The sequence below is a fragment of the Paenibacillus sp. FSL R5-0713 genome (assembly GCF_037973325.1).
Taxonomy (GTDB): domain Bacteria; phylum Bacillota; class Bacilli; order Paenibacillales; family Paenibacillaceae; genus Paenibacillus.
Window position 1 is genome coordinate 6,561,620 of sequence record NZ_CP150229.1, and the last position, 13,982, is coordinate 6,575,601.

The following is a 13,982-nucleotide window of genomic DNA, read 5'->3' on the forward strand; positions in this document are numbered from 1 at the left end:
CAGCATGTACCGCCCTTTTCGCATGAGTTACTTATAGCAATACGTTTTGCTTGTTAGTCGAGCAGCTTCACGACCGAAGCACGTGGAAACCATTCATCGATACCATTATTTCGTTACACGATCCAGTTCTTTCTGTGCTTTTTCCTTCGCTTCCTTCAGCGCTTGTTCGGCTGGCATATTATTGATCTGCACCTGATCAGCTGCATCTTTTAATGCATCATTGATTTTGCCACCTGTTGGATCCTGGAATGGAGCCGAGGCGTGAGCTGCCTGTTGCAATGGTACAGTGATCTGTGGATTCTCCTCACTGAACTTCATGAATTCTGGATCTTGTTGTGCCGATTGACGCACTGCAATATATCCGGTGTTCATGGACCATGAAGCTGTGTTCGAAGTTTCGGAGAAATACGTAAGCCATTTGTAGGCTGCCTGTTGTTGCTCTGGACTTGCCGCTGACGGAATACCTGCTGATATGGCACTTGCTACCGGTTTTCCTTCACCCATACCTTCCCAGCCTGGTTGTTGCATTGCAGCGACTACGCTGAAGTCCAAGTCACCTTGGTCCCCACTGGATCCGGTGTAACCTGCTGCTTTATTTTTCATCACATCATCAATCGTTTTGTACCAATACTCCCAGCCCTGGCCACCATAATGAATGCCCATAATCCTGTCTTCGTTGATCCATTTACGGAACAGGTCCCATGTCTCGATCCATTCCGGGGAGTCAATCATGACGGTTTTGCCATCGTCGCTAATAATCTGTCCGCCCTTACCCAGCACGGCATCAATCATATTGTCGCTACCCCACATCGGTTCCCAGCCGTAGAAGGTGGTCTTGCCATTCTCTTGCTTGCTCATCTTCGCAGCTGCTTCAGCCAGCTTCTCCCATGTCGTCAAACTTGCTGGGTCGATCCCATTCTCCTTGAACGTATCCATGCGGTAATACATGATCTGGGTTGTACCGTACATTGGTAAAAAGTATTGCTTACCATCCACCTGTCCCTGGCTCAGGAATGTCTGAATGAAATCATCTTTCTTAAAATTCGGATCAGCAGCAATCATCTCATCCATGGGCGCATAATATCCTTTGCGTGCCCAGTCTATATTGGAGCTAAGTACCGCGGCGGGAACATTCTTGGAAGCAATCGCTGCTTGCAGCTTCTGCTCCGTCTCCGTGTAATCTGCTTGTACAATTCCCTTCACAACGACTTCGTTCTGTGAGGCGTTGAACGCGTCAATCGTCTTTTTCATGTTATCGCCCAGATTACCACCCAGACCATACCAGAACTCGATCTCCACCGGATCTTTCGCCTGAACTTCGGTTCCACTGGCAGCAGCCGTCGTGCCTGATTCTGCGGGTGCTTGTGTTCCACAAGCGGTCAGTAGAGCAAAGCTGGTCGCGAGTACCAGCGACATGCCACCCTTCCAGTTCAACCTCAATCTCTTTTTCCATGTCATGCTTGCTTGACTCCAGTTCATTGTCGTTCCTCCCGTTTTAGGTGAAATGGTAGTTTGCATAAATTGAACTAAAGAATATTTACACTAGCCACTCCAATGACAGAACAACCCTCCGATCGCTGTTATCCCCAGATTTTTTTGATTCCTTTTTATAAAGGTAAAATCCGGGGATAAGCGTATGCTTCCGATGTAGCTTTCTTGCAGAAAGCTTTTAGGCGAGCGCTTCGCTTCTTCAGATTATTTCTGTCCTCTCCGTTTTGTGTAAATGTTTATTTCAATTTATATAGTAAGGTAGTTAATATCAGTTCTTGTTCACACCTGCCGTGATATTCACGCTCTGCATGATGGTCTTCTGGGTGAACAGGAAGAGAATAATTAGGGGTGCAATCGTGAAGGCACTCGCAGCCATAATCTGTGGCCAAGCAAGTCCGTATGCCCCGCCTTCTACAAAGAAACTGCGCAGACCCGCCGATACCAGCTGCAAGTCAGGGTCTTTGGTGATGAGCATAGGCCAGAAATAGTTGTTGTACTGTTCAATAAACGTAATCAGTACCATCACGGCGAAGCTTGAGCGAACAAGCGGCGTGATAATTGTCCAGAGAATCCGGAAGTGGGACGCACCGTCGAGCTGTCCAGCTTCCACCAATTCGTGAGATACCTGCATGAACGCCTGCCGGATCAGGAAGATCGAGAACACGCTGACACAGTTGGATACAATCAAGCCCGTGTAGGAATCTAGCAGATTAAGTTCGCTAAGCACCAGGTAACTGGGCAGATACACGGCTGTACTTGGTATCATATAACCCACCAGAATCAGGGATGTCAGTACACCTTTGAGACGGAATTTCATATGTGTCAGGGCGTACGCCATCATACTGGAGTTGACGATCTGAAATAGACAGATGGCTAAGGCTACCCCGGTACTGTTCAGGATGTAACGGGCAAAGGGTGCCGCATTCCAGGCGTCCACATAATTGCTCCATAGGAACGTTTCCGGCCAGAAGGTCGGCGGGAACTGCCAGATCTCATCATTGGTTTTGAATCCGCTAATGACCATCCAATAGAAGGGAAAGGCTGTACCCAGCGCGATAACGGCCAACAGCAGATAGCGGATCATTTTACTTATTTTAAAATTCGGTTGTGACACGTTCTGCAACTCCTTGCGCTTCATCCGTTTAGACTTTTTGTTAGGCAATGTCATTGTCATTAGTAGTGCACCAGACGTCTGCCAAGCAGGAAGGATACACCCGACAGCAACACGCAGATCAGAATAATCACAACGGCGATGGACGAAGCTTCACCCACATTAAAAGATTCGAATGCTGACTGGTAATACATGTACAGCAACGTTCTCGTTGATCCTGCCGGTCCACCTTGCGTCATGACATTAATCTGGTCATAGGCTTGCAGGGACTGGATGGTAAGAATAATAGAGAGAAAGAAAGTTGTTGGTGAGATCAGCGGCAACGTGATACTTCTGAACTTATCCCAACCGTTGGCCCCATCGATTGAAGCTGCTTCGAGCAGATCAGAGGGTAGATTGCGTAGTGCAACCAGATAAAATACCATCGCCCACCCAATCGACTTCCAGAGCGTAACGATCAGGACGGCAACCAGTGCCCAGTCCGCGTCACGCAACCAGCCGATCGGAGATACACCGGCCCAGCCCAGCATGAGATTGGCCAGTCCCACTTCGGGCTCGAAGATCCAGGACCACGCAATGGACACCGCAACTGTCGGGGTAACCCATGGTGAGAAGAGTAAGGTTCGGAAGATGCCGGATGATTTGATCTTGCTATTCATGAGCATCGCAAGCGCCAATCCACCCACAATGGTTGGAATTACACTTCCCAGTCCGAATAACAGGGTGACTTTCAGGGATCGATAGAATTCGGAGTTCGTCAGCAGATAACTGTAATTGTCCAACCCAATAAACAACTTGTCCGGGCTCATGAAGTCCCAATCGGTGAAACTGAGATACACGATATATCCCAGAGGTCCCAGCCAGAAGATCAGCAACGGGATTAGAGCTGGCAGCGTGAATAGAACCGCCTCAGACTCCCTCCATAGTTTTAAACGCAAATCCCCCACTCCTTACTGTCCAATTTTTCTTTAATGATTGGGAATTTTTGAGTATAATCAACTTTATATTTCTTCTGTACAAAATTGATTGTACACTCGTATTGAAAATTCTAATTCCGGCTTATGTTAAAATTGGAGCAAGTCATGTAAAATATGAGGCAGCTAGTGGGAACGTTATCATAAACCAGAGGTGACATTGTGGGAAAAGAAACTGACGGGAAACCGAATCATTCTTCGTTACCTGATCGGCATGCGCTGAGGGAGAGAGTCATTGAGGCCATTGCCAATACGATGGATCTGTATGGGGTGAATCATACGTTTGGCAAATTATACGGCATTATGTATTTCGAAGATCGACCGATGACACTTGAAGAGATGAAGACCTCGATGAATATGAGTAAGAGCAACATGAGCTATGCGGTTCGGTCACTTACGGAGTCACAGATGATCTATAAACTGGAGGAGAAGAAAGAACGTCAGGATCAGTATGTGGCTGAGACCGACTTTTATCGTACATTTCAGAATTTCTTCGGATCCAAGCTCCAACGGGAAGTGGATGTGATGTTAGAAGGCATTCGTGAGGTCATTCCGGACCTGTCGGCAATGATTCTTTCGGAGCACACCTCTTCCGAAGATCGAGATGATGCCCTGCGTGATCTGCACAAACTCCAACACGCAGAGCAATATTACGTCTGGTTACAAGGATTCGTGGATCAGCTGCGGGACGGTAAGTTTTACTAGAGTTCTCCTCGGAAAAACGACTAGTATGCAGTAATCGCATTAAATGAGAGACGATTAAAGACAAGATAGGAATAAGAAGTCATTCCAAAACGGTATGGGCCGAGCCCTATGCCGTTTTTTTGATACAAGCAATGTAAAAACAACGGACTAACGACTACATCACCAACTATATTGGGGCAATCGGTAACACAAAATGGGCTAATGCATAGACTGGGACTAAATAAAAACCAGATTCTTATGTATTGGAGATGTGAACATTGAGTAATCCAAAAAATAAGGTTAAGACCCAGCAAATTCCCATGAAAAAACTTTCTCCCGTAAGCATTATATCTGAACTCCCACCCGTCCGCGGTAACGCAAGGACTTCCTCCTCGAATCCCAACCCCACCCATAATGAAAAGGACACATCCTCGGCTATTAATGAATGCGTAGATCGCGCTTTTCGTATTCCGATTTTCTTGAGTACAACCAACACGGTAAATGACCTGCAAGGACAATTTCTGAACCGTCTTATTGCAGAAATTGAAGATGCATTACTCTTCCCACGCACATTGCCCGTAAGTGAACAATATCCGGAAAATATCCTGACAAATATCCGACGCTTGGTTTTTTCAAGCTATGGCTTGCTCGCAATCAACTTCCAACGATTTTTTGTTCAAATTCTTCAATCCAATGTGGGTGGTCCACCAACGAGCACGCCATTCTGGGAAGGTTCTACTTTTTCTCAAATCGAACCTGCCATGGCTTTTCAATTCGGAATTCCCATCTTATTAGTTAGAGAGACGGGAACGGACGTCAGTAATGGAATCTGGGCTGGGGGCATCACACCACTCAACATATTTGTTGATTGGGACTCCGAGAATCAATCCGTTGAGGAATTCTTTAACAGTGTTCAATGGAGAGAGGTCTTTGCATATTGGGCTGCTGAAGTTAGGGGTAACTATTTGCTCCGAACAGAACCCATGTTCAATAATTAACATCACTCAATAAGTATGGGAGGGGCTGCTGAAGGTTTGCTCTCTCTCTTAACCTCATAGATACCAAAAAAAGAGCAGGTTATCTTATCGATAACCTGCTCTTCCCCTTCATTCTGGGCTCTATGCTTGTGTAACAGAAATTACTTTTGAGCGGCAGTTTCAATATCTGCATATGCCCAGTGTGTTGCTGGTACATCGCTGAACGTTGATGTAACTACACCAGTGAGTGGTGTACGGTTGAACAATACATTCAGCACTTTCACGGCTTCTGCACGCGTCAGCTTACTTTCTGGTTTGAATGTACCATCGTTGTAGCCAACCATCAGGCCAGCCGATTGCACGTATGCAATCGCATCTGCTGCCCACAGGTCTGCGGGTACATCTGTGAAGGAGACTACTGTACCTGTCGTCGTTGCTGTGTTTCCTTGCTGTTGCTGCATCCAACGATACGCAATGGTCGCCATCTGTGCACGGGTAATCGAACCTTCCGGTGCGAATTGAGTGTGGCTCATGCCGTTCATGATGCCAACAGATTGAGCCTTTTGAATCTCACTTGTTGCCCAGTGCGTAGCAGATACATCCGTGTAGCTTACACTAGTAGTGGAACCTGTTGCTGCTTCTTTAGTTGGAAGATTGCGAGCCAGCATGGCTGCCATCTGTGCACGGGTTACGAATGCATCCGGACGGAAATCTGCACCAAAACCTTGGATATACGGTTGATGTGTACTTTGTGAAGCTTTTAGCCCATCCACCACAACGAGGGTAAATGTACTGAATTTTGTCACGGTAAACTCAATGCCTTCGCTGTTATCCGCGAGTTGCACCAGTTTCCCTTGCATCAGTTCTTTGGTGCCGTCACTGTGTTCAATGTAGATCGCCAGGTTGTCCAATGCTTGCTGACGAGCAGCCGGATCAGTCGGCAGACTATCACGCAGTGGCAACGTAAGTGTTACTTCGCGGCTCTGCATATTGGTTTCAATTTCAACTGGACGAGCCAGTACGCGTACATTCGCATTCGGAGCGACCTGTTGAATCAGCTGCTCTTTCTTCGCACGCTCTTCAACTTCTTTGCGCTCCGATTCTTTCTTCAGCGGAACCACACGGAAGTACAGGTCCTGATCGAATCCGGCGATGGAACTCGTCGGAACGGAGATCACTACGTTCTCTGTAGAAATTTCAAGTTTCAGCGAACCATCATTCAGTTCTTTCACGGCTGCCTTAGGCAGTTCAATCCGTGTCTCGGACACGGCATCTTTGGTGTCTGGAATGACAATGCGTGCGGTGTTCATGTTCAATTGCTTCGCTTTTTCCACGGATTCCTTCGCAATCGCTTCGGTCATTTTCACCAAATCTTTAATGGTGCCGTTGGTTTCCGTTGTACGGGTAATCGGTGTTTTGGTCAAGTTGGTACCGTTCGTCCCATTGACGTCAACCACGATCTGTTCCTGTTTCGTTGTTGGTGCAGGTGTAGATGTTACAGGTGCAGACGTAGAACCGCCCCCACTACTTCCACCTGGGTTAGGTGTTGAGCCATTATCAGTGTTGCTATCTCCGTTCTGTGTAAAGACAAACTTCACGGCGCGGCCTGGCAGTTCATCGCTGATTGCTTTGTAACGAACCCATACCGTTTTGTTACCGCTAAGATCAAGTTTCTGAATATTAGCCAGATCCAACCAGTGCAACTTGTTGTCAAAGGAAATCTCCATCGTGTCGTCCAAGCCCGTTAGGGTGTTATTGATGTCATTCCCTTTCACATTAGGAGCTGTAAAGAACCGATCAAATACATACTGTAGATTCTCAACAGTCTCGTAGCTTTCTTGTTCAGTGAGTAACCATTCTGCCAATTCCTTTTGGTCTTCAGGACTCAGCTCTGCTCTTTTGGATAAATCAAGGGCACCTGTACGATCAAACTTGTATTTGTTGAAGAATGCTTCACCTGTAATGTAATCATTCATAGCTGAATCAAGCCATTGATCCATTCGATCAACCTTGGTAGCCTTGTCGATAGACTGGTATGGCGTAGTCAAAAGCCCTAACACAACCATAGGTTCCACTATAACCCCTTGGTAATTCCCTTCTAACCTCTCGTAGGCTATTGAATACAAATATCTGTAAGCAAACACACTTTTGTCTACTTCGTTCGTACGTTTCAAGTATTCTTGACCAATACTACGATATTCTTCGCTTTGTTGATCATTAAAGGATGCCGGCAAATTGGCCAACTTCTGCGCAAGTGCATCCAGCTTGTTTTTAAGAGTAACAAATTCCTTTTGCTCCCAAACCGATTGTGCGAGGACACCCAGTTCAATCATGTATTGAACCTGTTCTTTATTTTTGAACTCTTTACTTACATATTGAATCAGGAATCCTGCAATGAAATTTCTAACCTGCGGGGTTAAAGCGCCGTAGCCATCCGGCAGAGTAATACCCAGATCCGGGTTTTCCATCGCAACACGCATAGCATCTCTATCAAAGTTGCTTTTTGCAATATTTAAGGCAGTCAGTGGATCAGTTCCGTTGTCATCAGGGAAAAATTTATTAAATGCAGTCTGAATTTCTTCAAAACTTGCATATCCACCAAGTGGTCTCTCGCTAAGCATATAGTCTGCCAGTTGTTCTTGCTCTTCAGAAGTGAGACTATCCAATTTGCTAACATCCAGCGGGAATTTTCCAAGTGGAGTCTCCACGTCTTCATCGGAATTATATCTCTCAATATCTCCCTGAATTTCTAACATATTTATTAACTTTTTCAACATTTCTTCTGATGTTTCTACTTTGTTAATAAAAGGGGTTTCATCCAGTGCTGATTGCGTATAATTCAGTATCTCCGCGATATCGAGATTTTTTGTGAGTTTACGCTCATATCTAAAAGCTGCCATACGTCTTTCAACTTCGGAGGAATCGAGATAATAGTGAATAAGTTCATAGTATTCATGATCTGCTTCTATATCATTGAATTGTTGCTGTATTCGTTCGGCTTGTTTATTAAAAAATGCATCAAGGACTTCTCTGGAGTCAGTTCCTCCAATTTTGTGAGGAAGCTCCAAGGCTTGCAAGGCTAACTGCACTACATATTGGACTTGTTCCTTACTCTTATACCTACTAGATGCTGGCGGACTTGATTCCTCCAACATATACTTTGCAATTTCAGATTGTTCTTCTTCAGATAATGATTCAAAATCCGGAGTAGCAATGAAATTTTTGTTACTAAGCAGCTCTATTACTTCTGGGATGAAATCGGTAATAGGATCCTGAGCTTTTTTCTCTTTAATATCGTTAAATTGCTCCAACAAGGCTGAACTATTGGGTTCGAAAAAAGCATCAAACGCAGTTTGAACTTCAGATACCGTTTCATAACCGTTTTGCGGCTTATGATCAATCATCCACTGAGCCAGTTCGGATTTTTCTGTGTCATCTATATTAGACATTTTATCCATATTTATTGGAAAGGGCTGAACGCTAATACTGGAATTCCACTCAATGAACATACTAGTCATGAAGTAGTGTTCATACATGCCAGTTAATGTTTCCTTCATGACCGAACCTTCATTGGGAGCGTTAATTGGAAGGTATTCGGACAGCGTTTTTATTAATGCATCAAGCTGACCCTGGTAATGGATCTTATCTGGGTTGAGCCCTATAACAGGTTCAAACATGATAATATTCGTAAAAATTTGCTTATCGGCGCCTTTCAACGAGCTGTATTTAGCACTCGCTTCAACCATTGGTTCGGCTTGATCAAAAGGAAGAAAATTAGTGGCTTCTCGATACGAAGTGTTGTATAGATGATCCAATATTTGTTGGACATGATCCGGATTTTTTTCTCTGGGCAGGACTACTAATTCGTGTAGTAGAAGGAAAACGTCCAGAATCTGATCAGAACTACTGTAATCCATCCCGCTCGGTAGCAAGAGTATCATGCCTCGTGCGATTTCACTCTTTTGAATACTATCCAACTGGTTATAGATACTGTCTACACCAATTATGCCGTCATCTTCCAATACACTCTGAAGATATAAAACAACCTCTTCAATATCCTTATTTAAATTTTTTATATCATTCATTTGCTCTACTGGAGTGAGAGTCTCTGCACTTGCAACCCCACCCACGCTAACCACCTGTAATAACAAAACCGCAATTAAAAGGCAGCTTATCAGCTTTCTGTAATTCATGTACTTGATCCTCCCTGTCTCATGTTTTTTCATATAAACTCAATCCCTCTGATACGTAAGGCCTATTGTAGTGCACTGCAATAAACAGAATCTAAACAAAAAATGATAATAAAAGGAAAAAGATCCACCCTGTAGTGCAAAACCAGGGTAGAACTCAACTTTTTTCGCCATATTTCATCATTTTATTTTTAAAATCATATTCTTTTGGACCTATATAACTCAGACTCTTAAATCAAAGTGTACCCGCCATCCACATACAATGTGCTGTCGGTCATGATGTTTTGATCTTTAACTATGTAACGGTATGAGTAATTTCTCCATTGTAGCCACTTCGCTTGTGTAAGCCTTACCATTCCTCTATAATTTCGTTCAGATGCACAATATGGTTATCGGGCGGAATCATCAGCAGAGAAGATGTACATTTTGCACGATGAGATGGAAGAGGAGGAATTCTGTTGTTACAGCTTTCGGAGAGACAGACACAGGATATCGTAGATAAAATGATGCAGGACATTCCATACAACATCAACATCATGAATGAGCACGGCATTATTATTGGAAGTGGTCAGAAGGAACGTGTGGGCACCGTTCATCAGGGCGCTGTCCGCGCGTTGACGACAGGAAGCATGGTTGAGGTCTGGGAAGATGGCATACTTGAGAAAATGGGGACCAATGAACCGATTCTCATCAATCAGCAGCATGTCGGAGTCATTGGCATATCCGGTCATCCGGATGAAGTTCGGCCTTTCTGCAACATCGTGCGTACCACCGTATCTCTCCTGATCGAACAGCGTAATCAATTGGAAAGCATGGCCCATGAAGCTTCACGTAAAAAAGCCTTTATCGAACGACTGCTGAACCAATCCGGTTCCTACTCACAAAAGGTCAAAAAGGAAGCCCTGCAATACCGCATTGACCTACAATTGCCGACCGTTCTTCTATATATCCGTTTCCCCAGTAAATCCATGGCTGCGGACACTGAGATCAACCGAATATTGCTCCAAGTTCCTTCATTCGCTATTGAAGGGGATGACCATACACAGCTCATCCTGATCCAGAATGAAGCAGATGTTGATCCTACAATCCAGACTTTGAGTCAGATTTCACCCGAAGCATTCATCGCCGTTAGTCAAAAAGAAGCGAACATCGCCACCGGTTATGAACAGGCCCGGTCAGTGATGAACATCCTGTTGGCACTTCAACCAGACACACCGATCATTCGGTATGAGGATGTGCCCTTTCTGGTACGATTCAGCGCAGCTGATCTAACCCCTCATGCCAATATCATCAGCAAACTTGAGGATACTACCGATCTGCTGGACACGCTCCGCAGTTTTATCCACCATAACGGCAGTATGAGCACAACAGCGGACCATCTCAATATTCACCGCAATACGCTTCAATATCGGCTCAAACGCATACAGACCCTGACGGGCAAAGACCCACGTAATCTGCTGGAACTCATTGAACTGACCCACGGACTACTCGCGTTCTACCAATAACGTCCTAACAACTTACAGAACAGCAAAAGACGAGACACAGACCGCCTGATTTCAGGCATATCCGTATCCCGTCTTTTTAAATCGCATTCCATACGATTGCGTAACTCCCCGTACAATCCCGATCGTCACTGTTCTAAGAGAGTAGACCCAGTTTCAGCACCCTGGCAATATTCTCGGTTGTACGCTCTACATTCTCCGGGCCTTCTCGCAATAGTCGCTCCAGATCTGCTGCCCCGGGCACAATACCAAATATGGCATCAATGCCTTCCGCGTACAGGGTGTAAATCCCTTCACCCACGAAGCCTGCAAGAGCAATCACAGGTTTACCCACTTCCTTGGCTGCCCGAGCAACACCATAGGGCGTTTTACCAAATTTCGTTTGGAAGTCAATACCGCCCTCGCCCGTAAATACCACATCCGCAGCAACCAATTTTTCACGCAACTCCGTATATTCAATGACAATTTCAATCCCTTTACGTAGCACTGCCTGTGTAAAAATCAAAAGTCCCGCACCCAATCCGCCAGCCGCTCCGGCACCTGGTATATCACGGATATCTTTGTACAGTTGCTGTTTCACCATATCTGCATAATGGGACAGGTTCGCATCCAGCTGCTCAACCATCTCTGGGGTAGCCCCCTTTTGTGGCCCAAACACCCTTGATGCACCATGCTCCCCACAGAGTGGATTGGTCACATCACAGGCGACAATGAATTCCACTTCCTTCAAACGCTCATCCAGACCGGATACATCAATCTGAGCAAGTTGATCCAAAGCCCCACCACCCCGCGCAAGCGGTTGACCCTGTGCATCCAGAAACTTGGCACCCAGCGCTTCAGCCATACCAGCACCACCATCATTCGTCGCACTGCCACCAATGCCAATAATCATTTTACGGATACCCAGATCCAGACATGCCCGAATTAACTCTCCTGTTCCATACGTTGTCGTCCGTAGCGGGTCTCGGGCTTCCTTGGTAACCAAATGTATGCCACTGGCCGATGCCATCTCTATGGCCGCCGTTGTTCCGTCACCCAGAATGCCATACTGGGCAGTCACGGTCTGACCTAAGGGTCCACTCACCTCTTGCTGGTGAAGGACACCACCAGAGGCATCTACAAGGGACTGCACCGTGCCTTCTCCACCATCCGCCATGGGGACATGAATATATCCTGCGGTCGGATATATTTTACGCAATCCTTTTTCCATCGCGATACATACTTCTTTCGCAGTCATGCTTTCTTTAAACGAATCTGGTGCCAGAACAAACGTCATGCCTCTATTTTCTACCGTATCTCTCATCTCTCTCACTCCATCCGTTAAATTCAAGAATTAAAGGATAAATCCGTACAATATCGTTGCGACGATCGCCATCGTGCCACCTACAATTGCTTCATATGGAATAACGCCCATCCGCTGACGAATTGTCATCTTCATGCTGTCAGCGGACACGTGGAAGTAATTGCCCTGTGGCAGGGAATCGATAACGGTAGCCCCGGTGTGCACCATAACAGCGGCCGCGAGCGGTGCTGTGCCCATGTTCAGGATGGCATCACCGAAGGAACCTGTTGCCAAGATAACCCCCGTCGACGTCGAAGCCGTTGCTGCCGCCATCAGAATGCCCGCGATTGGTGCGAGGAAGGTGCCGGATATTCTGGATGCTTCGATCAGACCAACGACCTGACCCGACAGATCTGAAGCAGAGATAAGTCCTGCGATTCCGCCTGCACCTACTAGAATGAGCACAGTTGCTGTCATCTTGTTTAATCCTGAGGTTGTATATTTCACGATGTTTCTGCCTTGCCCCATCGCCAGCATACCGATGATGCCTGCAATCGGCAGGATGTACATCGCATCCACTTTGAAAGTAGACAATACATCAATGCCCGTAATAGAGCCGATGGGATTGATCATCAACAAAATGATCGCTACCAACGGAGCAACAATGGCTTTGCTCAGTGGAGGATACTTCGATGTATCTATATCGCCCTGTTCGGCTTCCTGGTCAGAAACCATAACCCCCTTGTTCTTGAGCATTGAAGCTACAATTACAGTTACAATCAAGCCGCAGATGGCGGGAATTACGCCTGCCAGCATAACGTTGCTCAGATCAAGATCGAATCCTCGTGCTGCTGCAATGGTATTGGGGTTCGGAGAGATAATGTTGCCCACCTTACCTCCACCCGATAAAGCCAGCAGTAGGGCCAATTTGGATATGCCCATTTTATTACCTACAGACAATGCAATTGGTGCCACGATCAGCATGGCTACGGGGATAAATACCCCAACCGCGGTAATGATCATCGTAGCCAGTGCCAAGGCGAGAATCGCTTTGCTTCCGCCAAATTTACGTACGATCGCCTGCGCTATCGTCTCCGCCGCTCCCGATTCCATCATGACACCTGCAAGTACCCCGGCGGCTAATACACGGAGTACCGTTCCCATAACACTTTGCGTGCCATTTACCAGTATATTTACGGTCTCATCCAGGTTCGCTCCGCCAATTAAAGCGCCTACAATTGCACCTAGAAATAAGGAATAGACCGGATTCAGTTTCCTCAAAATCAAAATAATGGCTATAGCCAGTCCTGCCAGCGCGCCAATCCAGCTAATTGTTAAAGGTTCCATTAGTAATTGCCCCCCATGCACTTGTTGAACACGCTTTCATTATAGTTGCTGGAGGCGAGAATAAATATTGATGAAAGGACGAAATTCATTGTGCATATGCATAATGAATTTCGTCCCTTCAAATGATATACTGCACTTGGACGGCCGCGAATCGAATCCTTCCTCTCACCCACGGGGTTGGGGCAAAAGCTGAGCTGAACCGGATCGCTAAAGAATCTGAGGCGTCTTATTGAGCGGTTTGAAGCGCCCACAGAAATCTAATGAACCTGAGACACGCTATACCTGAATAAATAACCGTTTGCAGCGTATTTATCAAGGGATTGCGGGAAATAACGTGTCTCGTGTTCCTTACATTTTCAAAAGAGGGCCGAGAGGCCAAATAAGACGTCCTGTGTTCCTTAGAAATCGGCTCTCACCATTATCT

General features: G+C 45.9%; 9 protein-coding genes. 3 read left to right on the forward strand and 6 right to left on the reverse strand.

The window, feature by feature from the left end; all coding sequences use genetic code 11:
- Window positions 1–105: 105 nt before the first annotated feature.
- The 3 genes from MKZ12_RS29180 to MKZ12_RS29190 all read right to left on the reverse strand — a co-directional run bounded on the left by MKZ12_RS29180 (window position 106) and on the right by MKZ12_RS29190 (window position 3,540).
- Window positions 106–1,479, reverse strand: a complete 1,374-nt coding sequence (locus tag MKZ12_RS29180; RefSeq protein ID WP_339257957.1) for an ABC transporter substrate-binding protein — start codon at window positions 1,477–1,479, stop codon at window positions 106–108.
- A gap of 280 nt (window positions 1,480–1,759) precedes the next feature.
- Entirely contained in the window at window positions 1,760–2,575 is an 816-nt protein-coding gene (locus MKZ12_RS29185; protein ID WP_339261561.1) for a carbohydrate ABC transporter permease, read from the reverse strand.
- Between the two features lie 89 nt (window positions 2,576–2,664).
- Window positions 2,665–3,540: a sugar ABC transporter permease gene (locus MKZ12_RS29190; protein WP_339238747.1), complete on the reverse strand. Its 876-nt coding sequence runs from the start codon at window positions 3,538–3,540 to the stop codon at window positions 2,665–2,667.
- A gap of 198 nt (window positions 3,541–3,738) precedes the next feature.
- Here MKZ12_RS29190 and MKZ12_RS29195 point away from each other — a divergent pair, with 198 nt between their 5' ends.
- Window positions 3,739–4,281 (forward strand): transcriptional regulator, encoded by a 543-nt coding sequence (locus MKZ12_RS29195; protein WP_339257958.1) that lies wholly within the window; start codon window positions 3,739–3,741, stop codon window positions 4,279–4,281.
- Between the two features lie 257 nt (window positions 4,282–4,538).
- The gene (locus tag MKZ12_RS29200; RefSeq protein ID WP_339238749.1) at window positions 4,539–5,258 is read left to right on the forward strand and encodes a hypothetical protein; all 720 of its coding nucleotides are present in this window, start codon (window positions 4,539–4,541) and stop codon (window positions 5,256–5,258) included.
- Window positions 5,259–5,398: 140 nt separating this feature from the next.
- Here the strand turns inward: MKZ12_RS29200 and MKZ12_RS29205 are convergent, their stop codons facing one another.
- Window positions 5,399–9,430 carry an S-layer homology domain-containing protein gene (locus MKZ12_RS29205; protein ID WP_339257959.1) on the reverse strand — a complete coding sequence of 1,344 codons (4,032 nt, stop codon included), beginning with the start codon at window positions 9,428–9,430 and terminating at the stop codon, window positions 5,399–5,401.
- Window positions 9,431–9,885: 455 nt separating this feature from the next.
- Between MKZ12_RS29205 and MKZ12_RS29210 the strand changes: the two genes are divergently transcribed.
- The gene (locus MKZ12_RS29210; RefSeq protein ID WP_339257960.1) at window positions 9,886–10,932 is read left to right on the forward strand and encodes a sugar diacid recognition domain-containing protein; all 1,047 of its coding nucleotides are present in this window, start codon (window positions 9,886–9,888) and stop codon (window positions 10,930–10,932) included.
- Between the two features lie 133 nt (window positions 10,933–11,065).
- Here MKZ12_RS29210 and MKZ12_RS29215 read toward each other — a convergent pair whose 3' ends face one another.
- Both MKZ12_RS29215 and MKZ12_RS29220 read right to left on the reverse strand, forming a co-directional pair.
- Entirely contained in the window at window positions 11,066–12,232 is a 1,167-nt protein-coding gene (locus MKZ12_RS29215) for a glycerate kinase (protein ID WP_339257961.1), read from the reverse strand.
- A gap of 30 nt (window positions 12,233–12,262) precedes the next feature.
- Window positions 12,263–13,558, reverse strand: a complete 1,296-nt coding sequence (locus MKZ12_RS29220; RefSeq protein ID WP_339257962.1) for an SLC13 family permease — start codon at window positions 13,556–13,558, stop codon at window positions 12,263–12,265.
- Window positions 13,559–13,982: the final 424 nt, after the last annotated feature.